At 32.9% G+C, this 22,125-nt stretch carries 18 protein-coding genes; 7 read left to right on the forward strand and 11 right to left on the reverse strand.

The window, feature by feature from the left end; translation table 11 throughout:
- Nucleotides 1-8: 8 nt before the first annotated feature.
- A complete protein-coding gene (locus tag LL966_RS20050; protein WP_229355703.1) occupies nt 9-701 on the reverse strand; it encodes a DUF4271 domain-containing protein in 693 nt (230 codons plus the stop codon).
- Between the two features lie 106 nt (nt 702-807).
- On the opposite strand from LL966_RS20050, the gene LL966_RS20055 reads away from it, so the two are divergent.
- The 3 genes from LL966_RS20055 to LL966_RS20065 are packed head-to-tail and all read left to right on the forward strand — an operon-like array spanning nt 808 to nt 3,367.
- Nucleotides 808-1,533, forward strand: coding sequence for a polyprenol monophosphomannose synthase (locus LL966_RS20055; RefSeq protein WP_229355704.1), 726 nt, complete (start codon nt 808-810; stop codon nt 1,531-1,533).
- Between the two features lie 10 nt (nt 1,534-1,543).
- Nucleotides 1,544-2,884 carry a dihydroorotase gene (locus LL966_RS20060; protein ID WP_229355705.1) on the forward strand — a complete coding sequence of 447 codons (1,341 nt, stop codon included), beginning with the start codon at nt 1,544-1,546 and terminating at the stop codon, nt 2,882-2,884.
- Nucleotides 2,885-2,893: 9 nt separating this feature from the next.
- On the forward strand, nt 2,894-3,367 hold the full coding sequence (locus LL966_RS20065; RefSeq protein ID WP_229355706.1) for a DUF4296 domain-containing protein: 474 nt from the start codon (nt 2,894-2,896) through the stop codon (nt 3,365-3,367).
- Here LL966_RS20065 and LL966_RS20070 read toward each other — a convergent pair whose 3' ends face one another.
- Entirely contained in the window at nt 3,368-4,369 is a 1,002-nt protein-coding gene (locus LL966_RS20070) for an NAD-dependent epimerase/dehydratase family protein (RefSeq protein ID WP_229355707.1), read from the reverse strand.
- Nucleotides 4,370-4,538: 169 nt separating this feature from the next.
- Here LL966_RS20070 and tyrS point away from each other — a divergent pair, with 169 nt between their 5' ends.
- Complete coding sequence (tyrS, locus tag LL966_RS20075; RefSeq protein WP_229355708.1) at nt 4,539-5,834, forward strand: tyrosine--tRNA ligase; 1,296 nt, start codon at nt 4,539-4,541, stop codon at nt 5,832-5,834.
- A gap of 349 nt (nt 5,835-6,183) precedes the next feature.
- On the opposite strand, the gene LL966_RS20080 is transcribed toward tyrS, so the two are convergent.
- From LL966_RS20080 to LL966_RS20095, 4 genes are all read right to left on the reverse strand, one after another.
- Nucleotides 6,184-7,164: a LuxE/PaaK family acyltransferase gene (locus LL966_RS20080; protein WP_229355817.1), complete on the reverse strand. Its 981-nt coding sequence runs from the start codon at nt 7,162-7,164 to the stop codon at nt 6,184-6,186.
- A 163-nt stretch (nt 7,165-7,327) separates the two neighbouring features.
- Entirely contained in the window at nt 7,328-7,666 is a 339-nt protein-coding gene (locus LL966_RS20085; protein WP_229355709.1) for a T9SS type A sorting domain-containing protein, read from the reverse strand.
- 184 nt (nt 7,667-7,850) lie between these two features.
- Nucleotides 7,851-9,041 (reverse strand): hypothetical protein, encoded by a 1,191-nt coding sequence (locus LL966_RS20090; RefSeq protein ID WP_229355711.1) that lies wholly within the window; start codon nt 9,039-9,041, stop codon nt 7,851-7,853.
- A 138-nt stretch (nt 9,042-9,179) separates the two neighbouring features.
- Nucleotides 9,180-11,927, reverse strand: a complete 2,748-nt coding sequence (locus tag LL966_RS20095) for a TonB-dependent receptor (RefSeq protein ID WP_229355712.1) — start codon at nt 11,925-11,927, stop codon at nt 9,180-9,182.
- 235 nt (nt 11,928-12,162) lie between these two features.
- On the opposite strand from LL966_RS20095, the gene LL966_RS20100 reads away from it, so the two are divergent.
- The 3 genes from LL966_RS20100 to LL966_RS20110 all read left to right on the forward strand — a co-directional run bounded on the left by LL966_RS20100 (nt 12,163) and on the right by LL966_RS20110 (nt 15,597).
- Nucleotides 12,163-12,846 carry a response regulator transcription factor gene (locus LL966_RS20100; protein WP_008465097.1) on the forward strand — a complete coding sequence of 228 codons (684 nt, stop codon included), beginning with the start codon at nt 12,163-12,165 and terminating at the stop codon, nt 12,844-12,846.
- A gap of 192 nt (nt 12,847-13,038) precedes the next feature.
- Nucleotides 13,039-14,118, forward strand: a complete 1,080-nt coding sequence (locus LL966_RS20105) for a sensor histidine kinase (protein ID WP_229355714.1) — start codon at nt 13,039-13,041, stop codon at nt 14,116-14,118.
- 168 nt (nt 14,119-14,286) lie between these two features.
- Nucleotides 14,287-15,597: a porin gene (locus tag LL966_RS20110; protein ID WP_229355716.1), complete on the forward strand. Its 1,311-nt coding sequence runs from the start codon at nt 14,287-14,289 to the stop codon at nt 15,595-15,597.
- 64 nt (nt 15,598-15,661) lie between these two features.
- On the opposite strand, the gene LL966_RS20115 is transcribed toward LL966_RS20110, so the two are convergent.
- The 5 genes from LL966_RS20115 to LL966_RS20135 form a co-directional block, all read right to left on the reverse strand.
- The gene (locus LL966_RS20115) at nt 15,662-16,744 is read right to left on the reverse strand and encodes a glycosyltransferase (protein ID WP_229355717.1); all 1,083 of its coding nucleotides are present in this window, start codon (nt 16,742-16,744) and stop codon (nt 15,662-15,664) included.
- Between the two features lie 537 nt (nt 16,745-17,281).
- On the reverse strand, nt 17,282-17,836 hold the full coding sequence (locus LL966_RS20120) for a hypothetical protein (RefSeq protein WP_229355719.1): 555 nt from the start codon (nt 17,834-17,836) through the stop codon (nt 17,282-17,284).
- Between the two features lie 63 nt (nt 17,837-17,899).
- A complete protein-coding gene (locus LL966_RS20125) occupies nt 17,900-21,331 on the reverse strand; it encodes a hypothetical protein (protein WP_229355720.1) in 3,432 nt (1,143 codons plus the stop codon).
- A gap of 71 nt (nt 21,332-21,402) precedes the next feature.
- Nucleotides 21,403-21,618: a hypothetical protein gene (locus LL966_RS20130; protein ID WP_229355721.1), complete on the reverse strand. Its 216-nt coding sequence runs from the start codon at nt 21,616-21,618 to the stop codon at nt 21,403-21,405.
- 29 nt (nt 21,619-21,647) lie between these two features.
- Nucleotides 21,648-21,998 (reverse strand): SdpI family protein, encoded by a 351-nt coding sequence (locus tag LL966_RS20135; protein ID WP_229355722.1) that lies wholly within the window; start codon nt 21,996-21,998, stop codon nt 21,648-21,650.
- Nucleotides 21,999-22,125: the final 127 nt, after the last annotated feature.

The raw sequence follows: 22,125 nt of genomic DNA on the forward strand, positions 1-22,125 counted from the left end.
AACATTTTCTAAGCACTCCCTTTTGTTATCCAATAATAGAGAAAATAATAAGGGGCTATTTCAAGAGCGCAAAGATACAAAATAAAATAAAATAACTTACCGATAATTGCGTTTTGATATGTTTTAATTGAAATAAAGTAAGAGTATACGCTAATACACAGCGAAATACCAATGATTGCTAGCGGAACAATTTTTGGAATATTGCTGTAATAGAACAAAATAGCATTAATTGGAAGGATTAAAACGCCAATATAAGTTCTATAAGTGACTTTTTGTAAGTTAAATAATTCTACAAACTCGTCAATATTGAAGGAAGTCGCTACAATTTTTTCGATTAAATATTTTCCTAAAATAAAATAAAGTAAGAAAGTTGCGATCTGAATAAAGAGAATCCAATCGGTTTTTAAAACAGAATAAGTTCCTGTTTTTGGGTTCTCTGAAAAAATATGCATCGTAAGCAAAATGAAAAAGGCGTACGATATAATTTGCACAAAAAATAAGCCAACTGTAAAGCTGCTTTTTAAGTGATTGTTGTCACGATAAATCTTAGCGTATTTGTCAGAAAAAATAAGCTTGGTAAATTCGCTGAATCTATTTTCATAAGCAGATTTTGTCATGGCAACAACAGCAAAAGTCAGCACAAATAATAGTGTTGCCCAGTCTTTGTTTTCCAGAATTCGAGGGTGAAGTTGTTCAATCATAGCGTTACAAAATTAGTAATTTTTTGATGCAATACTTTTATTATATATTTATTATGAATCAAATGCTATAAAAAGTTTACTTTTGCGGTGAAATTACCATGAAAAAATGAATGATAGTATTGTCATAATTCCCACTTATAACGAAATTGAAAATATAGAAAGTATTGTAAGAGCTGTACTTTCGCAGCATAAATCTTTTCATTTGCTGATTATTGATGATAATTCTCCTGATCATACCGCAAATAAGGTAATTGCATTGCAGGAAGAATTTCCAGGGAAACTTTTTTTAGAACAGCGAGCTAAAAAATCAGGATTAGGAACGGCTTATGTTCACGGCTTTAAATGGGCTTTGGAACGCAATTATGATTTCATTTTTGAAATGGATGCCGATTTTTCTCATAACCCAAATGATTTAGAAAAACTATATGATGCCTGCCATTTTGGTGGAGCAGATTTAGCTATTGGCTCTCGTTATGTTACTGGAGTAAATGTTGTAAACTGGCCGTTAAGCCGTGTTTTGATGTCTTATTTTGCATCAGTCTACGTGAAATTTATCACCGGAATGAAAATTCATGATGCGACAGCAGGTTTTGTATGTTATAAACGTGAAGTTCTAGAGAAAATCAATTTGAATAAAATAAAATTTGTTGGCTATGCGTTTCAAATTGAAATGAAATATAGAACATATTGCGGTAAATTTCAGATTACAGAAGTTCCTATTATTTTTACAGATAGAACAAAAGGAGTTTCTAAAATGAGCAATGCCATTATAAAAGAAGCTATTCTTGGCGTAATTTCATTAAGATTAAGAAAATTAGTCAATTCATTATAAAGTAACCACCATGAACAGGATTTTAATAAAAAATGCCAAAATTGTAAACGAAGGGACAATTTTTGAAGGTGATGTTTTGATTGAAAACGATTTGATTGTTGAAATTGCAGACAGCATTTCATTGAAAACATCAGATTGTATTGTAGTTGATGCAGAAGGTAGTTATTTAATGCCTGGCGCAATTGATGATCAAGTGCATTTTAGAGAACCAGGATTAACTCATAAAGGAGATATCGAATCAGAATCTCGTGCAGCTGTTGCGGGTGGAATTACCTCTTTTATCGAACAGCCAAATACGGTTCCCAATGCCGTTACTCAAGAAATTTTAGAAGATAAATACCAGATTGCTGCTCAAAAATCATTTGCGAATTATTCGTTTATGATGGGAGCAACGAACGATAATTTGGAGGAAGTTTTAAAAACAAATCCAAAGAATGTTGCTGGAATCAAGATTTTCTTAGGTTCTTCAACAGGAAATATGTTGGTGGATAGAGAAGAAACTTTAGAGAAAATATTTTCAAGTACACCAATGTTAATTGCAGTTCATTGCGAAGATGAAACTACAATTCAAAATAATCTTGCGGCTTTTAAAGAGCAATATGGTGATGATGTTCCGGTAACGGCGCACCATTTAATTCGTAGTGCAGAAGCTTGTTATATTTCCTCTTCTAAAGCGGTGGCGCTGGCGAAAAGAACGGGAGCAAGATTGCATATTTTCCATCTTTCAACTGCGAAAGAAATGGAATTGTTTACCAATAAAATTCCATTAGAAGATAAAAAAATCACTGCTGAGGTTTGTGTGCACCACCTTTGGTTTACAGATGAAGATTATAAAACAAAAGGAAATTTCATTAAATGGAATCCAGCGGTAAAAACTGCCGAAGATCGTGCAGAACTTTGGAAAGCTTTGAATGATGGAAGAATTGACGTTATTGCAACAGATCATGCTCCTCATACCAAAGAAGAAAAATTGCAATCTTATTTGAATGCGCCTTCTGGAGGTCCGTTGGTGCAGCATGCAGTTGTAGCCATGTTTGAAGCGCATCATCAAGGGAAAATTAGCGTGGAAAAAATTGTGGAGAAAATGTGCCATAATCCAGCTAAGATTTTCAAAATTGAAAAAAGAGGATTTATCAGAGAAGGTTATCACGCCGATTTGGTTATCATTAATCCAAGTTTACCTTGGAGCGTAAAACCAGACAATATTTTATACAAATGCGGCTGGTCTCCTTTTGAAAACTATACTTTCAAATCTAGAATTACCCATACTTTCGTGAATGGAGAATTAGTTTACAACAATTTTAAAGTAAAAGATACGAGAGCAGGAAAAAGATTATTGTTTGACAGATAAAAAGCGGCTATGAAGAATTTTACTATAATAATATTGATTTTATTTCTTTCTGTAAGTTGTAAAAAAGAGCTTGTAAAACAGCCTGCGAAACTTATTGAGAAAGAAAAGATGGTTGATATTATGTATGATTTATCTCTTTTGGAAGCAATACGATATCAAAAACCTTTGTCTTTAGATTCTTTAGAAAGTGATCCGACCAAGTTTGTTTTAAAAAAATACAAAGTAGACAGTCTTCAATTTGCTCAGAATAATATTTATTACGCTTCCGATTATGAAAGTTATAAAGAAATGTTTGATGAAGTAAATAAAAGGATAGCTGTAAACCAGAGGGCAGCAGATTCTTTGGCAAAAATAGATGAGAAAAAAGAAGCTAAAGCCAAAAAGAACAAGCTAAAAGAAATAAAAGCAGATTCTGTAAAAAAAGTAGTTCCAAAAATTAATCTTGATTCTGTTAAAAGGATACAGATGCAACGCAGGAAATAATTATAGTTTAGAACTTTCTTTAATATAATAATGAATATCAGTAAAAACCGTTCCTAGAGCGGTTTTTATTTTTTCATTACTATATAAATTGGTAGAATAAGAAGCTTTGGCTGTTGCTTTTGTAATGCTTCTTTTTCTGAAAAACAGGGTCGAAAACAAGAAATCAGACATCCATAACAAATTCATAAAAAAAGGCTTGGCATGAATATGAGGCCTTTTGACTTTTAAAGTATCTGAAATTGTATTTAAAAGATTTCTAAAAACAATATTTTCTGCAATAAGCGTGAAACGTTCGTTTTTAATTTCGCTTTTCATCAATTGGAAAGTTGTTTTTACAACATCATCAATAGTGATAAAACCAGTACTTCCGAGCGTGTAGAATGAAAGTCCGTTGGCTACTTTTTTGTAGATTTCAGTGCTTCCTTGCTCAAAAATATTCATCATTGAGATCGGACCCAAAATAACTCCCGGATTTACAATAATTACATTTAATCCTTCTTGTTGCGCGCGCCAAACTTCCATCTCGGCACCATATTTAGAAATAGCATAATCACTATGCGGTTTTTCAGGATTCCAATCTGTTTCTTCTGTAATATAGGTTTCATGTGCAGCGAGATCTCCCAAAGCGGCGATAGAACTGATAAAGCAAAATTTTTGTATGTCTTTTGCAATCGAAAAATTAACCATATTGGCAGTTCCTTCGATGTTGGTTTTTCTCAGCTTTTCTTCGTCTTTTGGATTGAACGAAATTAAAGCAGCGCAGTGATAAACTTCTGTAATATCGATAAAAGCATTTTCAAGAGAAGGAACGTCTAAAATATCGGCTTCAAGCCAATTGATCTTTTCAAATAAATCTGATTTTTTATAAAAGTCAAAAACCGATTTTGCTTTTGCAATATTGTTTTTGCTTCTATAAATAGCCCGAACATTTTCTCCATTTTCAATCAAATGAAGTAATAAATGCGCGCCGACTAAACCAGTTCCTCCAGTTACTAATATCATGTTGTAAAGATAGTATTTTGGTTTTAAGGTGCAAAGAAGCAGAGGTGCAAAGGTTCAAAGTTTTGACTGTTTTCGGATCTTTAAATTGCTTTTTCTGATTGATATTGCGATTGCTTTTTGATATTGCGATTGACATTGATTACATTTGCGCAAATTATTTTATAAAAAAATGAAGAATCTAGTTGAAGAATTAAAATGGCGCGGGTTATATCATGATAGTATGCCTGGAACGGAAGAACAATTGCTAAAAGAAGCTACCGCTGCGTATATCGGTTTTGATCCAACGGCAGATTCACTGCATATCGGAAGTATGGTTCAGATTATTTTATTGGTTCATTTAAAGAATTTTGGTCACAGACCAATTGCTTTAGTTGGTGGAGCAACAGGAATGATTGGAGATCCTTCTGGTAAATCTGATGAAAGAAACTTGCTTGATGAAGAAGCTTTAGCTAAAAACGTTGCTGGAATTAAAAGTGTTCTGTCTCGTTTCTTAGATTTCAATTCAAACGAAGCAAATGCACCAGTAATGGTAAATAACTACGATTGGATGAAAGATTTCTCTTTTATAGATTTTGCACGTGAAGTTGGAAAAAGAATCACTGTAAATTATATGATGGCTAAAGATTCTGTAAAAAAGAGATTTAGCGGAGAAGGCGAAGGAATGTCTTTTACAGAGTTTACCTATCAATTAATTCAAGGCTACGATTTTTATCACCTATATAAAAACAACAATTGCATTCTGCAAATGGGAGGTTCTGATCAATGGGGTAATATTACCACAGGAACAGAATTAGTGCGCAGAATGGGTGGAGAAAATGCAAAAGCATACGCTTTAACTACGCCTTTAATTACAAAAGCGGACGGATCTAAATTCGGAAAATCTGAAGGAGGAAACGTTTGGTTAGATGCTGATAAAACTTCAGTTTACAAATTCTACCAATTTTGGGTAAATACAACAGATGTTGACGCTGAGAAATACATTAAAATCTTTACTTTCTTAGATAAAGATACAATTGATGCTTTAATCGAAGAGCACAAAACGGCTCCGCATTTAAGAGTTTTACAAAAGAAATTAGCCGAAGAAATTACGGTTTTTGTTCACAATCGTGAAGAATTAGAAAAAGCAATTCAGGCTTCGAATATTTTGTTTGGAAACTCAACGGCAGAAGATTTGAAAAAATTGGATGAAACTACTTTCTTAGAAGTTTTTGACGGAGTTCCGCAAGCTGAAATCGCAAAAGCAGATTTAGAAAACGGATTGGAAATTATTACTGTTTTAAACGAAAAAACAGGTTTCTTTAAATCTAACGGAGAGGCGAGAAGAGCTTTAACTGCAAATTCAATTTCTGTAAATAGAGAAAAAATAAAAGAAGATTTTGTTTTAACGGCAAATGATTTAATTAACAATCAGTTTGTGTTATTGCAAAGTGGAAAGAAGAATTACTTTATGATTAGAGTGGTGTAAATGGTTTAACTATTTAATCGGTTAATTGTTTAATCGATTTTTGCTCTATAAATTTAAATGTTTAAATCTCAATATCTCGAAAGAGCTGTTGAGATTTTTTATTTAAAAAAAATCATTCCGTAAGAATGTCTCGTCGGTTGAACCAAGATTTAATTTGAGGTTATCGTTCCGTAGGAACGTTTGATAAACGGTTTTGGTTTACAAGTTTCCCTACAGGACACAAATGCTTAATTTTATTATTTTTTCTATCGATGAAATATTCCTATGGAATATAAATAGAATTGTTATTTATAGCTGTTTAACCGATCCAAAACCGATTAACCGATTAAACAAATCAACGATTAACCATTTAAAGAACCATCAAATTACAACCACGAATATCAGAATTATCAAAACGTCCCAATACCTCGAAAGAGTTGTTGGGATATTTTTTGCCTAAATCCTGAGTGGCGATAAAAGAACATGAATTGATATTGGCTAAATCAATAACGTTGATTCCGCCAGTTTTTCCGCTTTCTACGTACGTCAGCGCATCTTCAGGATCGCGAATCAAGATATTCATCCAAGACGGACATTCAAAAACACCTTCCCCTAAAGAATAAGCTTGTGCTAAAAGTTCAGTCATTCCGTATTCTGAATGAATGGAAGAGACACCAAAACCTTTGCAAAGCTGTTCGTGCAATTCTTCACGAATCATTTCTTTGCGCTTCCCTTTCATTCCTCCAGTTTCCATAATAATGGTATTTTGAAGGTCGAATTGATGTTTTTCGATTAGATCTAATAAAGCGTAAGTAACACCAATTAAAATTACGTTTTGACCAGCTTCGTCTAATTCAAGAAGTTTTTTAATTAAGTCATCGTGATTGTGCAAATAGAACCCGCTTTCCGGTTGATTAGAGAGTTTTATTAAATCTTCGACCATGTAGATTAACGAAGATCCTTCACGTTCTAAATAGGACGGCAAAAGGGCTAAAACAACATAATCTTCAATGTTGCCATAAAATTGCGAAAATCCTTTTTGGTAACTTTCTTCATATAAAGAAACATCTGTTACTAAATGTCGGCTCGTAATCATTCCGGTAGTTCCGCTACTCGTAAAAGTAACCTGAGTAGAATCAGTATTTGAAACGACATCATGGCTTTTGAAAAACTGAATGGGTAAAAAAGGAATTTGTTGAAGTGATTTTACTTGTTGCGGATTCACTTTTAAAAAATCACAAAAATCACGATACACTTTGTTGTTCTCATATTGAAAACGAAATACTTTTAGTGCTATTTTTTCAAATTGCTTCTGACTAGAAATGGTAAAGATATCGCTGGCTGTAATCAAAACTTTTTTTTGCAAAGATATTGTTTTTAGTTTTTAGTCGCAGTTTTCGGTGGCAGTTTTCGGTGGCAGTTTTCGGTCTCGCTTTTCGGTTATGATTTTTTGTCAAAGGATGTAACTGAAAACTGTGACTGTAAACTAAAAAAAGCTCCAAAGGAGCTTTTTTTTATCTTATAATGAGTTTCCGGGTTGCGGATGCATTGAGTTCGCTGATTTTAATAATGTAAACTCCAGGAGGCAATTCAGAAACATTTAGTTCTCTAGAAGCTATATGAGCTTGAAGTACTTTTTTTCCTAAAATATCAAACACAATAATTTCTTTCTCTAAATCGTTTTTAGTAGAGATGTAGACTTTTCCATTTGTAACTGGATTAGGATACAAGCTTAGTCCCTCAATAGAAGTTGTTTCTTGAGGTTTTGGTAATTGCTTGCTGTCTTGCGCTGAAGCGGAAACAGTAAAGAAAAAAGCCAATAAGAAAGTAATATAAAAGTAGTTTTTTGCCATCGCAATATTTTAGTTATTGTAAATATACAAAAAAAATTACAAAAAGTACGCCAAAAAAAAACATCGCTAAGATTTAGGATGTTTTTAACATTTTGTAGTCTAAGGTATTGCAAACTAGTATATTTAATAACAAAAAAAACACCCTAATGAAATTAGGGTGTTTTTAAATATTTTATCTTTTAGATTATAGGCCTCTTGTCCATCCAGCAGTCCAAGTTGGAACTCCTGATCCGTTTCCTGCTCCAGTTGCAGTTGTAGATTCTGTGAATAATTTAGAAATATCAACTGATCCACCAGCAACAGTAGCTGTAGCTTTTGATTTAAGTGTTACGTCTTCAAATTTCACGTTAGTTGCTAATAAGTCAGTTCCAGCATATTTGATGCTTTCGTCGTGTTGAACATCAAATCCAGTTTTCCAACCTTTTAATACAACATTGTCAAATTTACCTTTAGTACCAACTCTTAATTTGAAAGCTTGAGATTCTGCACTTGTATCATTAACACCAGCTCCGATAAGAGTAAGGTTTTTGATAGTTGGGAAAGAAATTGGAGTAGCTAAGTGGTTGTTAGCGTTGTTATCAGCTTCAATACCTCTGTTACCAGCGTTAGTTCTAATTCCGTAGAAGTTTTCACCTGTTCCATTCCATCCTTCAGTCCAGTCAAATAAATCATCACCAACAGCTGTAGCATCTTTGTTAGAAACTACTAAGTGGTTAGCATTAACTGTTCCACCGAACCACTCGAATCCATCATCAGAGCTTTCGAAAACTTGTACGTAATCGATAACAGTTCCGTTACCAACTCCAAATAATGAAAGTCCGTTGAATTCTTTGTCACTGCTATAAGAGAAACCTGGGTACTCAATTCTTAAATATTTGATTGATCCAGAGTTGTCGCTAACTTCTGTTCCACCGTAAGTTAATTCAGAAACTTCAGCAGAAGCAGTAACTCCTTTGTTGATTGGAGCTTTTCCGCAAAGTACTAATCCACCCCAAGCAGCTGGTTTTTTAGTTTCAGATGTCATAATTACTGGGCTAGTCGCAGTTCCTTGAACGTCGATTTTTCCTCCTTGTGCTACAGCAATATATCTTACAGCTTGTAATTGGTCAGCTGCTACTGCAGTTGCTTCGATGATAACTCCAGGTTTAATTGTAAGTTTTGCAGAATTTTTAACTACTAATTTTCCTGTAAGTTTATAAGTTCCAGATTCTAATACTACCTCACCACTGTTGATTTCTCCTTGTAAGTTGTCTCTTACTACTACGAAATCAGATTTTGGTCCGCTGTTGTTGTTGTCGTCACTAGAACAAGATGTTGTAAGTGTTACAAGTGATAAAGCTGCTAAGCCTAAAATTGTTGAAATTGTCTTTTTCATTACTTTTTTTAATTAGTTTGTGTTTATGCAAAGATTAGAACTTAACTCTTAATCAACGTTAAGCCGTTGTCATCTATTTGTTATGTGTTTTTTACTGTAATGTTAACTAAATGATAACTCAGTATTTGTTTTATGTTATTAGAATTGGTAGTTCATTCCTAGTCCAAATGTTAGTCCTTTTTTGTAGTTGAATACTAGAACATCTCCACCTGCATTTTCTTGAACTCTCTTGAATTCTGGATTCAATAAGTTTCTTGCTCCAAAATCAATTCCAAAGCTTTTAGTCAATTTTGTTTTCAAAATAAGATCTAAAGATCCCATAGCTTTATCAACTAAATTTCCTTTTCCTTCGTTTCCAATTGCGTAAAGCTTATCAGAATAATGGTTGTAAGCAAGTGTTGCTGTAATTCCAGAATCAGTTGTGAAGTTTTTAGCATAAGATAAATCAGCATTTAAAATCAAATCTGAAGCTCCTGTAAATCCTGAACTGCTATCTGTAGTGTTGATGTTCAATCTTCCGTCTGTTTCGTTTCTAACTTTATCGGCATCAATATCTTGATGTGTTTTCATTAAAGAAGCATTAAATCCGAAAGAAAGTTTATTAGTATATTCTCCTTCAATTTCAAAGATGTTTTTTCTTGCTTCTAACTCAACTCCATAAGCATAACCTGTATCTCCAATATTAACAAAAGAAATATCATTTGTAGAAGAAGCAATAATGATTTGGTTGATTGGATCCATGATGTATTTTCCAAAAGCAGTAACAGAGAATAACTCGTCGCTTTTTGGGAACATTTCCCATTTTAAATCCAAATTGTAGTTTTGTGAAGGGTATAAACTTGGGTTACCAATTACAGATTCCATTACATCTTCATAAATAAACAAAGCACGTTCTTTAAACTGTGGCAATGTGTATGTTTTACTAGCTGCTAAACGAAGATTTTGTTTTTCGTTTAATTCATATTTTAAGATAGCACTTGGCAAAAATTCATTTCTTTCAAAAGTATTTGTTCCTCCACCAGCATCAAGCTGTGTTCTCCAGTTAACTGTTTGAGAGATTCTTTCGTATCTCAAACCAATAACAGTGCTCAATTTATCTGTGAATTTGTATTCGAAATTACCAAAACCTGCATGTATATCTTGTTTTCCATCATAAGTTTGAGGAGCCATTCCTGCAAAAGCTGCAGTTGAGAATAAACCGTTTTGATAATTTGTTTGGTTAAAAAAGGCATCTAAATTATTTGGATTTACATCTGTATTTTGACCAGCTTGGCTAATATTGAAGTTGAACTGAATAGCTTCAAAATCACGTTTTTTAAATCTACCATTATAACCTACAGTAATTTTTCCTTTTGGCTCACCATCTTGATCTCCTAATTTGTAAGATAATGCAAGATTAGCTGCTGCTTCATTCTCTGTAAGATCTTGAAAATATCTCTGATTGTCTGTAGTAGTTCTTTGAGCAAGTGTGTATCTATCAGTTGTAGGATTGTAGAACATTTTGTTTTGAGTTCTGTCTGGCATATCACCTTTTACGGTATTGTATGAAACTCCCCAATCCAAATTAATTTTGTCTGTTATTTTGTCATTTCCTAAAAGCTGATTGATTATAACAGTGTTTTGTGTAAATGTACCTCTTTGAACCAAAAGGCTTGCATCAGAGTTGTCAAAATCTCGATCACTTCCAAAATAAGTATCTCTAGTTTGCTCAGAAGAATTAACAAACAAGAAGTTGTATCCAATTTTGTGGTTTTTGTTCAAACGGTAGTTTGCGTTGAACATTCCAGTAGTGTTTGTGTTGTAAGTAAATTTTTCTTGGTTAAAAGTTTTTAATGAAGCACCCTGAGCATTTACACTTTGAGTTAATCCTTCTCTAAATTCATAACCATTTGCAAAACCTGCAGTAGCAAAAAGGCTTAATTTTCCTTCTTCACCAATGTTGAAAGTTTTACCAGCTTTTAAGTTAAAGTTTCCACCAAAAGGAGATTCTTTTTTAGGATTTAAGCTGTTCTCAAAACTAAAACTGTTTAAAGGATTGTTTGGAACTCCATAAGAAACAAAACCAGATTTGTTTGGTCCTTGCTGTAATAAAAAGTTGCTAGAGTTTGATACTGCATTAGTGTTAACTTTTGAACCTAATGAGATTTCAAACATTCCTTTTCCACGGTAATCTTTAGATACGATATCTACATTTCCTCCAGCAAAATCTCCGTACATTTTTGCACCGTAAGATTTATCGATCGAAATATACTCTACAATATCAGTTGAGAAAAGATCTAGAGCTATGTTTTTTCTTTGTGGGTCGTTAGATGGAATTGGCAATCCGTTCATCGAAGTAGAGTTGTAACGATCTCCCAATCCTCTAACATAAACGTTGTTGCTTCCTTCTTGTTTAGAAACACCAGATGTTTTTGCTACAGCAGCAGCTACATCTCCAACTCCTTTTCTAGAAAGTTCCTGCGCACCGATAGTTTGCTTAATGTCTACGGCGTTTTTTTGTTCTAAAAGTAAAGCTGTTTCTTTTTGTTTGCTAACTGCAGTTGCTTGTACAACTACATCTTTAAGCGTATAACTTCCAGAAGAAAGAGCTTGATTGATCACTACAGTTTCGTTTGCTTTTACGGCAACTGGAGCTTCTACAGATTCATATCCAAGGAAACTAAAAATTAAGGTGTAATTTCCAGGATTTACGCTCAAGGAATATTTTCCATCAACGTCGGTATTTACGCTAATATTTGTACCTTTAATAAGTACATTAGCAAAAGGTAAAACATCGTTGTTCATTTCTTTGTCGGTTAGAACTCCAGAAATTGTACCTTTGTTTTGCGCGATCGAAATCGTACAGATAAATAATGCAATAAATAGAAATCTTAAATTGAATTTCATTTGTTCAGTGTTGTGTTAATTTATTTTTGTGCAAAGAAAGAACCGCGCTGTAAAGTCCATGTTACGGACTTGTTATGTTTTTGTGTTGTTAAGATTATCAAATTGTTATGAGATTAAATTACGGTTAACACCATTTTTTAACGGTTCTTTTGTTAGTATATTTACCCTGTGAAATAAGAAATATCGAATCTTAAACAATAAAATTTCGATATAAAAATCTCAATTTTTGCTATTTATGAAAAAAACACAAACTAAGATTTTATTAGTTGACGACGAACCAGATATCTTAGAAATCGTTGGCTATAACCTTGCTCAGGAAGGCTACCAGATAGTTACGGCATCCAATGGAAAAGATGCTATAGCAAAAGCGCAGAAAGAGTTGCCAGAACTAATCATTATGGACGTGATGATGGCAGAAATGGACGGAATGGAGGCTTGCGAGCATATTAGAAAAATTCCTGAATTAAATAATGTTATCATAACTTTCCTTACAGCAAGAAGTGAAGATTATTCGCAAGTAGCTGGTTTTGACGCCGGTGCTGACGATTATATTACCAAGCCAATTAAACCAAAATTATTGGTTTCTAAAGTAAAGGCGCTGTTAAGAAGGTTAAAAGAACAAGAAGTTGTTACCGATACTTTAAACGTAGGCGGAATCGAGATTAACCGTGAGGAATACAAAATCATAAAAGGTAATGTAGAAATCGCTTTACCAAGAAAAGAATTCGAATTGTTTTACCTATTGGCTTCTAAACCGGGGAAAGTTTTTAAAAGAGACGAAATCTTGGATAAAGTTTGGGGTAACGAAGTTGTAGTTGGAGGAAGAACAATCGACGTTCACATCAGAAAACTGCGCGAAAAAATCGGAGAAGACCTTTTTAAAACTATAAAAGGTGTAGGTTATAAATTTGAAGTTTAGTATCCTGTAAAATTCGAACCATATAAGTGATATAAGTTCATTTAAATTGTGGTTCGTATTCTTTTAAAAATAGTATATTTAGCACATGTAAACATAGCGTTTACATGTGCTAAGTCATTTATAGTCAAAAGTAAAATGAACTTATATCACTTATATGGTGAAAAATAATCTCTTAATGGTTAAATAGTTTCAATGAAAATTAATTTTAAAAAAACATACAAATTTGCCATAAAATCGGCATTATATATAAGTCTATTTGCGACGGTATTTGTGCTGATGCTGATGTCTTTATTTTATAAAAATCAATTAAAACATCAAGTAGCATTCGGAATAATCTTCATTATTGTTATCTATATATTTTCTTTTTTAGTGTTACAATATCGTGTAGAACGTTTTATCTACAGACGAGTGAAGAAAATTTATGATGAGGTTTCATTATTAGAATCGACAACGTTAATCAATCAGCCTATTAATACGGATATGGAAACGCTTTCGCGTGAAGTGAAAAAGTTTGCAACCGATAAGAAACTCGAAATCGAAATGCTCGAAATTCGTGAACAATATAGAAGAGAGTTTTTAGGAAATGTTTCGCACGAATTAAAAACACCCTTGTTTACTGTTCAAGGTTATGTTTCAACTTTGCTCGATGGTGCGATGGATGACAAACATATTAGAAAAAAATATCTAAAACGTGCCGAAAAAGGAGTAGAGCGTCTTATATATATTGTTGAAGATTTGGATATGATCACCAAATTAGAATCTGGCGATTTAGATTTGAATATGACCGATTTTGATGTGGTCGAATTGATTCAGAATGTTTTTGAACTTCTTGAAATGAAAGCGGATAAGAAGAAGATCAAATTGGCTTTTGAAAGTAAAAATATCCAATCGGTTATGATTCGCGGAGATCAAGACAGAATTCAGCAAGTTCTGGAAAATCTGATTGTGAACTCTATAAAATATGGAAAAGAAGGCGGTTTAACAGAAGTTGGGGTAGTAAACCTAACCAAGAAAAAAGTCTTAATTCGTATTAGTGATAATGGCGAAGGCGTTGAAAAACAAAATATACCAAGACTTTTTGAACGTTTTTACCGAGTGGATAAAAGTGGAACAAGATCTGAAGGAGGTTCTGGCTTAGGATTGGCAATTGTAAAACACATTATTGAAGCTCATAAAGAGAAAGTTTATGTGGAAAGTGAGTTCGGAATTGGTTCTGAGTTCTCTTTTACGCTTGAAAAAGCAAATAAATTAACAAAATCTGACGTTAAGTAAATGTGATTGGGTCTTTCTTAAAAGCTGTAAATAGAGGCTTTTAACACTAAATAAACATACGGATTCTGACCGTAACATTAAATTTTTATTATAGTAACATCTGGTTAATGATTTCTTAACACAGGTGCTCCATCTTTGCATCCTGAAATTAAGGGAATTACAGAACTGATGATAAAAAGAAAAATAGTAGCCATTTTATTGTTGTTAACTTGTGCCGTTTACGCACAGGAAACAAATAAACAAGAATTAAATAAGCAGGATGTAAAAAACGAAGTAATGCGTATTTTAGATTCTATAAACAAAGCAAAACTTCCAGAAACTAAATCTGGAGGAGGAATTGAAGAACATTGGTATGACAGAATCTCTTTAAGAGGTTATGCTCAAATTAGATACAATGGTCTACTTTCTACAAATGACAAAGTTTCGTGCGATCAATGTGATAAATCTTGGGGAACAACTTCGACAGCTCCAGACGCAAAAGCAAACAATGGGCTTTTTATTCGTCGAGCACGTTTAGTGTTTTCCGGACAAGTTCATCCAAATTTGTTTTTCTATTTCCAACCCGATTTTGGTAGCTCTCCAAGTACTGGAGTTCAAAATTTTGTGCAAATTCGTGACTTGTATTTTGATATATCTTTTGATAAGAAAAGAGAATATCGCGTTCGTGTTGGGCAAAGTAAAATTCCCTATGGTTTTGAAAATATGCAATCAAGCTCGCAGCGCTTAAGTTTAGATCGTGCGGATGGTATAAATAGTTCTATAGCAAATGAGCGTGATTTAGGAATCTTTTTTTATTGGGCTCCAGCCGAGATACGTAAACGTTTTGAGATGTTAGTTAGAGATGGATATAAAGGTTCGGGTGATTTTGGTGTATTTGCTTTTGGAGTTTACAACGGACAGATTGCCAATAAAATGGACGGAAACAGAGATTTAAATGTAGTAACAAGAGTTTCATATCCATTTGTAATAGGTAGCCAGATTATTGAACCTGGAATTCAGGCTTATACAGGAAAATGGGCTTTTACTGGCGAAATTTCTTCAGGTGTTATTGTAAATGATCCACAATATGTGAAAGATCAGAGAGTAGGAGCAACATTTGTTTTATATCCAAGGCCTTTCGGGATTCAGACTGAGTACAACTTCGGAACTGGTCCAAGATATAATACCGATACAAACACTGTTGATGAAACAGATTTAAATGGAGGTTATGTTTTATTGAATTATAAATGGGATATTAAAAAACAGCATATTTATCCTTTTGTAAAATTTCAATATTATGATGGAGGTAAAAAATACGAGAAAGATGCGAGAAGTTATGTAGTAAGAGATTATGAAATTGGTATAGAATGGCAACCAATCAAAGCTTTTGAGTTAACAGCGCAATATGTAATTGCAGATAGAACATTTGAAGATAGTGCACTTCCGATAAACAGACAGCAAGGAAATGTATTGAGATTGCAGGCGCAGTTTAATTTCTAAGAAAAATAAAAAATAAAATCTGTATTTATTAGTTTCGTGAAGATACTTATAAATACAGATTTTTTTATTGCTGAGGTTTATCTTCAAAAACAGCAAACAATGAATCCCAGTCAATATCATTTTTAAATTGAGACAATCCTTTAAATGATTTTACTTTGGATAAATCTTCAATAGTAAAGTCGTCTTGCATTGCATACGGTACCAAATTTTCTTCCTGAAGTTTTATAGCCAGATATTCCTGTTCGTACTGGCCAGGCGTTGGAATAAAAAATGCTTTTTTGCCTAATTTTGCCAAATCCATTACAGTAGTATACCCAGAACGGCATAAAACAAATTCACTTTCATTAAAAGTTTGTTCCAGTTGTTTTGAGTTCATGAAATTGTAATAAGTAATATTTCCACTTTCCCACTTTTCCTGCGTTTTTTCTACAATTCCCTGTACAAAAACAACTTTCCCAAGGTATTTTGAAGCTTGCTTTTGCAATTTTTCGTCTAAAAAAGTACGTTGAGGTTCAGGTCCAGATAATATAATCATAAGATCATATACTTTTGGTGTATCCTTTTTCTTCATACGACTCAACGGCCCAATATATTTAAGGTTAAGATCGTTGGTTTTCAAGTGTCCTAAATCTCCAGTTAGATTTGTTTTTCCGTTTGTATCTGGAACCCAGCATTCATTGTATTTTTTTATAAAGTACTGATGACATTTACTCGTAAACCAAGTAGTATTGCCAGTCATCACATTTAATTGATGGGTCATAAAAACAGAAGGAACTTTTTTGCTAAAAACACCAAGTCTATTATCAGAAATGATACCGTCAATTCCATGTTTTTTGATCCATGCGTTAATCATTTTTTTCTCATCCAAAATGGCAGTAATCATTTTTGGAAGGTTTTTAATCAGCTTCCATTTAAAATTTTTACCATTCTTGGCATATTCAATATGATAAGAAGGAAGTTCTAAAGTTTGTATGTACGGGAATTCTTTTCGCAATAAAGCCAAAGCAACTCCATCAGACGCAATAATCGGAATATAATTGTTCTCTTGAAGAGCCTTTATAATAGGAATACATCGAGTTGCATGACCCAAACCCCAATTTAATGGAGCTACTAAAATAGTTTTATTCGCAGAATAATCAATGCTCATTTTATGACACGTTTTAAAAACGAAGATAAAGAAATATGTTTGGGATGCTATTTTGAGGGTATTACTAAATTATTAACTCTAGATTTTATAAAACACTAGAATTTTCGAGGGATGATTCAAAATTAATTGCGTTTTTTTAAATAAGATTACCTCTATGTTAAGCGATTCTGGTTTCTCCAAATGACCTTAATAAGGAAATTTGCAAGTTTAGTTGAAATATAATCAAAGGGTTATATGAAAAGGCAATTTTTTTGAATGAAATAGATATTCATAAAAACTATTTTGTCTGTAAAACCCCAGCGGGGTAAAATATTTATAGAATTCCAATAAGACAAATAAAAAGCTCTGGAGGAGCAACATGTTTTTTATAATCTAATATATGTCGCTCCTCCGGAGCTTTTTATTGTAAAAAATATTCTTAACTATAAATATTTCGCTTCTCCGAAGCTTACAAAAAGAAGAAGCTGTCCTTTTGGACAGCTTCTCAAAGTCTTTTATTAAAACCTTAGCACCTCAGTGCCTTAGTCCCTCAGAACCTTAATCCTGAATATATGTTTTATTACCATTTTTGTTAATATAGTATTTGCCGCCTCTTGGTCCTGTATATACTTTTTTACCATTGTATTCTCCAGTAACTTTATCTGGTACAGATGGTGCTTTTTCATTTGTTTCTTTTAAAGTTTTTGATGCTGATTTTTTAGCAGTTGCGGCATCTTTTTTAGCAGCATCAGCTTTTGCAGTAGATTTTTTAGCATCGGCTTTAGCTTTATCTGCAGCACTTTTAGCTTTATCAGATTCTACAGTAGCTTTTTTTGCATCAGCTTTTGCTTTTGTGGCTTCTTTGTCTGCTGTTTTTTTAGCTTTATCTGCTGTTTCTTTTTTTGCTTTTGATGAAGCTTCTTTTGCATCATCTGCTGCTTTTTTAGATTTTGCCGCTTCTTTTTTTGCATCTGCCGAAGCTTTGTCTGCAGTTGATTTAGCTTTTTTTGCTGAGGCTTCTGTTTTGCTTTTAGCAGCTTTTGCAGTTGTTTCTTGGGCATAGAAATTAGATGAGAAAACAACTATAAAACAGAATAATAATAATTTTTTCATAAGGTTATACGTTTAAATTTCAATTAAAATTAAACAATTTATTGTCATCTTTTTCGCAACACCTTAAAAATATGCGCGAAGCTGAATATTTCCAGTATGAATCGTCGATCCGGTTTCACTTTTGCGTCCTTGATAATTTAAATTGATATCTAAAAAAGACGTAATGTTCTTTTGCAGAAGCAGTTTCCAAACCAAATTTGATCCAGCCTGAAGCCCTTCTAACATTTGAAAACCTACAGATGAAAATTCATTTCCATTAAATTTATTTTCATAAAAAGAAAACTCTCCATTAACAGTTACTTTTTTTTCGCCTGCATAAGAAAACGAAGTACCAATTCTGTTTTGGTCTAAAGTTTCAAGATTTCCAGTTTGGTTTTTCTTGTTTTGAAGCTCATAAAAGAAATCCAGTTTAGTGTTTTTAGAGAATAAATAACTCACTTTTGGTGCGATCTGCCAGCCTTTAATGTCATAATTTTTCTCAGCAAAATCTTTCGAAACCAAATCTGTTTTTATTGTTTTTGTAAAGAAATTAAATAGCCAGCTTTTTTGATACAAATGCATGTATTGAATTTGATGTGAATAATTTCCAACATCTTGCGATCCGATAGAAAGCAGACTTTTTCCTTTATTAATAAGATAAGAATAGGTAACAGAATGTTTTTGTCGACCACGATTGAAAAACAAACTATTTCTAAAACTCGAATTTAAACCAAGAATGTTTTCCTCTGAAGAATGAAATGGATTAAGTTCTAATTCGCCATCATTTCTAACTTTTCGATCTAGTATAAAAGAGGTTTGATTGTAGAAATAGGACAGCACTTTTTTATATCCCTTCTCGTTCTGCCATTGCAACGGATTTAAAGTTAAGGATTGCGAAAATTTATTTTGATTGGTTTTAATATAAACCTGATTCGGCAAAAATATTCTAACATATCTTGCTTGATCCTGATAAACTGCCACTTCAAACTCTTCCAATTCCTGAATTCCGTTTCCGTTATAATCATTCCAAGTATAAACTCCTTGCCCAGTCGGAACTTCAACATAGGTAAATTCTTGTTGCGCAATGGTTCCAGAACTTGTTTCGTAGGCACTTCCAATTTGTATTAACTGATTAAAAAAACGATCGTTGTATAAAATTCTCGAGTTTAAAGAAGGTTCATTCTTTCGAGTTGCGTCTGTAAAATCTAGATTTCTATAACTGGCATAAACCGCTAAATCGGTAGTTTTATTTTGAATTAATTTCGACTTTAAATAATAGGTTTGCGAATTATTAACATGCTGTAATAATCCGTTTTGCAAACTATCGTTTCGTCTTTGCAAATAACCAATTTCAACAAAAACTTTGGTGCTATCACCACGTCCTGCAAAAACGCCATATTCTGAAAAACGCTGGCTTAAAGTAGAAAACTGATTGGTAATTTTATCTTTTTCCTGATTGTCTTCCAATTGCATACTGCCGCCAACCCAGTTTTTACCAAAATGATATTTAGTTCTGGTTTGATTCCTAATAAATTTTGAAGTCGAAGCTGTAGCATCAGAATTCAAGAAGCTACCATTGTTTTCAATCGTCCAATTTTTGAGTTTGAATAAAGCTGTCGTGGTATGTCTAGAACCAGCATAACTTTCACTAAAATCTAACTTCTCAAATTGATAAGTCAGCAAACCGATATTTGAAGTTTTTTCTTTAGAAAATAAATCAAAATTGAAACCTGTAACCAAAAGACTTTGATTGCCCAAAAGTGTTCCAGTTAAATTCCAATCGCGGTTAAATTCTATATTGTACAAACGTTCGACAGATTTAAAATCCTGCTGTACATATTGATAATTGGCAAAAGCATCTAAACTCCAACTTCGAGAGAAAAGCCGTTTTTTTAGATTGGTTTTAAAAGCGATTCCTTCATTATCAGCATCATCAATTCCAGAAAATAAATTTTGATCGTTATTGCTAACTGCCAATTCAAAATCGACTAAAGTTTTTTCATTCGGATTATATTTCCCTAAAAAGGTCGCAATCTGAAGTTTTATTGGTGCGACAAGCTGTACAATTGGCTCGTAATTTCCTTGTAAAATACCATTTATAGGTTCTACATATTGGTAAATTCGTTCTACTGAATTATTGTTTTGAATGATGTAATTTCCAGCATTCGCGCCCACAAGACTAAATCTCACATTGTATAAAACATCAGCAGAATTGTTAGAATATTCATAAACTTCGACCGAATTGATAATCGTCTTTTTATATAAAATTTTGTTGTCGGCATATTTATCTTCGTAAGCAGAAGGCGCTTTCATTAAATTAACGTCATCTCCCGCTTCACTTAAAATCTGAACTTGTTCTGGCGAAAGATTTTGCTGTAAAGGCTGATTCTTCATATCGTTTTCAGAATAAATATAACCTCCAAAACTCCAGTTTTTGTTTTCATGCGTTGCGCCTGCGTAAGTGACCAATCGATTGTAATTTCGTTCAGAATATTGGTATTCAACATTAATACGCATTTCGGAGTTGATCGGAAAAAGTGACGTAAAGACTATTTCTCCCGCATTATAATCAATTACATAATCGTTGTTTTCGCCTCGTTTCAGCAAAACACCATTTACATAAACACGTTCTGAACCTGAAATAACCAAAACATATAATTCGCCATTTTGACCTTTTAATTTATATGGACCTTGATTTCCTTCCTGACCTGTAAAAGTGCTTTTGGCATATTGACCTTTCACAAAAGCAACTGAAGCAAAAACATTGGTTTTACTTTTTTCAGTATCAAAATCAAAACTTGCAGAAATTCCCTGAACTTTTTTATTGAAGCTCAAAAATTGTGTTTTTCTGTTTTCTAAAAAGACATCGCCTGCGCGAATGTTCCAATCATCGCTAAAAAGTTCCATGAAAATATTATCGAACTGATCTAATTTCTGAGAATAACCGCCATCTTGCAACGGAATGTTACTATCTTGAAGTGAAGCGCGCAAACTCACTTTTTCTGAAATCTTGCCCGTAATCTGTAAATCTAAATTGGAATTTAAAACCGTACTCTGATTATTTCCGATAGTGATACCTCGCGTAATGCTACCAGAAGTATTTAATCCGTCAAAAGGAGCGACTTTTTTAGCATTTGCATTGTTGTCAATTCGATACAATTTTTCAGTTCCGACATCATTGGTTACAATTTGGTCGGATTTATAAAGGCTGTATTCTTTAGTTAAGAAATCAGGATATTGAAGGTAATTGACAATTAAAGTGTCTGATGCCGCTTGGAATTTTTCATTTAAAAGTAAAAAACCTTTTTGAAAATCAATTTTGTAGAACGACGAATCTATCGGCTCATTTTTAGTATTGAAAAGCTGAAAAAATCCAGAATTAATACTGACTTTCTCAAGCCGAATAGTATCTTTTGAAGCAATTACTTTTTTGGTTTTGTACAGCGATTCCGTGTCCTGCGCTTGAACCGCAGAAAACCAGAAGAAAACCGTCAAAAACAGTAATTTTTTCAACATAAATACTTTAACTCTAAAAAGTCAAAAGTAGTATTTATAATTGGGAAAATCGGGACTTGAATTTTTGAGTTTTAGATTGATGAAGCATTTTCTTGTGCGTGCTTTTTTCTTTCTGCGCGATAAGAAATAAAAACACCAATTGCGCTTAAAAAAGGAGCGATTGCTAATTGGAAGTCAGAAAATTGAATGTCTTTAAAATCTTTCGAGAAAACTGGAATTAAAATTACGACTATGAATACAAATGCAACAGTAAGAAAAATTATTGTGAATGTTTTTCGGTTTTTCATATAATTTTATAAAACAGGTTTAATGGTTTTTACTCAGTGGTTTTTGATTGATTTAGCTTTAACTTCTTTTCCGTTTGATACAAAACAATTGCAACAGACAATATTAATCCTATAAATACTGAAAAGTTAGTAAATGACGTACTGCCAAAAATTGCATACAGTATAATTTGAACTAATAATAAAAGAGATAGAATTTTTAAGAAAAGATTGGTGCTGTATTTTTGTGCAAAATCCCAATTCTGTTTGTTTTTCATTGAGTTTGACGTTCTGTAACCATACAATGAATTTATATTTTTTGGAGGAAATACTTTAGTTACTAGCATTATAAACAATACTATTATAACAATCGGATTTTTCGATAAAAGAGTTAGTGTTTCCATAAAAGTGTTTTTAAATCTTTGTTTGGAGATTTCGTTTTCGAATATACAAAAAAGAAGGAATTGAGCAATAAAACTTACAAAAAAAGGCTTCACTCTGAAGTGAAGCCTTTCTACTATAATTTGAATA

Source organism: Flavobacterium chungbukense (assembly GCF_020805785.1).
Lineage (GTDB): Bacteria > Bacteroidota > Bacteroidia > Flavobacteriales > Flavobacteriaceae > Flavobacterium > Flavobacterium chungbukense.

Excerpts from the sequence above, each read along its gene's own strand:
- LL966_RS20050 (WP_229355703.1), bottom strand. The coding sequence starts at position 701 with ATGATTGAACAACTTCACCCTCGAATTCTGGAAAACAAAGACTGGGCA.
- LL966_RS20055 (WP_229355704.1), top strand. The coding sequence starts at position 808 with ATGAATGATAGTATTGTCATAATTCCCACTTATAACGAAATTGAAAAT.
- LL966_RS20060 (WP_229355705.1), top strand. The coding sequence starts at position 1,544 with ATGAACAGGATTTTAATAAAAAATGCCAAAATTGTAAACGAAGGGACA.
- LL966_RS20065 (WP_229355706.1), top strand. The coding sequence starts at position 2,894 with ATGAAGAATTTTACTATAATAATATTGATTTTATTTCTTTCTGTAAGT.
- LL966_RS20070 (WP_229355707.1), bottom strand. The coding sequence starts at position 4,369 with ATGATATTAGTAACTGGAGGAACTGGTTTAGTCGGCGCGCATTTATTA.
- tyrS (WP_229355708.1), top strand. The coding sequence starts at position 4,539 with ATGAAGAATCTAGTTGAAGAATTAAAATGGCGCGGGTTATATCATGAT.
- LL966_RS20085 (WP_229355709.1), bottom strand. The coding sequence starts at position 7,666 with ATGGCAAAAAACTACTTTTATATTACTTTCTTATTGGCTTTTTTCTTT.
- LL966_RS20090 (WP_229355711.1), bottom strand. The coding sequence starts at position 9,041 with ATGAAAAAGACAATTTCAACAATTTTAGGCTTAGCAGCTTTATCACTT.
- LL966_RS20095 (WP_229355712.1), bottom strand. The coding sequence starts at position 11,927 with ATGAAATTCAATTTAAGATTTCTATTTATTGCATTATTTATCTGTACG.
- LL966_RS20100 (WP_008465097.1), top strand. The coding sequence starts at position 12,163 with ATGAAAAAAACACAAACTAAGATTTTATTAGTTGACGACGAACCAGAT.
- LL966_RS20105 (WP_229355714.1), top strand. The coding sequence starts at position 13,039 with ATGAAAATTAATTTTAAAAAAACATACAAATTTGCCATAAAATCGGCA.
- LL966_RS20110 (WP_229355716.1), top strand. The coding sequence starts at position 14,287 with ATGATAAAAAGAAAAATAGTAGCCATTTTATTGTTGTTAACTTGTGCC.
- LL966_RS20115 (WP_229355717.1), bottom strand. The coding sequence starts at position 16,744 with ATGAGCATTGATTATTCTGCGAATAAAACTATTTTAGTAGCTCCATTA.
- LL966_RS20120 (WP_229355719.1), bottom strand. The coding sequence starts at position 17,836 with ATGAAAAAATTATTATTATTCTGTTTTATAGTTGTTTTCTCATCTAAT.
- LL966_RS20125 (WP_229355720.1), bottom strand. The coding sequence starts at position 21,331 with ATGTTGAAAAAATTACTGTTTTTGACGGTTTTCTTCTGGTTTTCTGCG.
- LL966_RS20130 (WP_229355721.1), bottom strand. The coding sequence starts at position 21,618 with ATGAAAAACCGAAAAACATTCACAATAATTTTTCTTACTGTTGCATTT.
- LL966_RS20135 (WP_229355722.1), bottom strand. The coding sequence starts at position 21,998 with ATGGAAACACTAACTCTTTTATCGAAAAATCCGATTGTTATAATAGTA.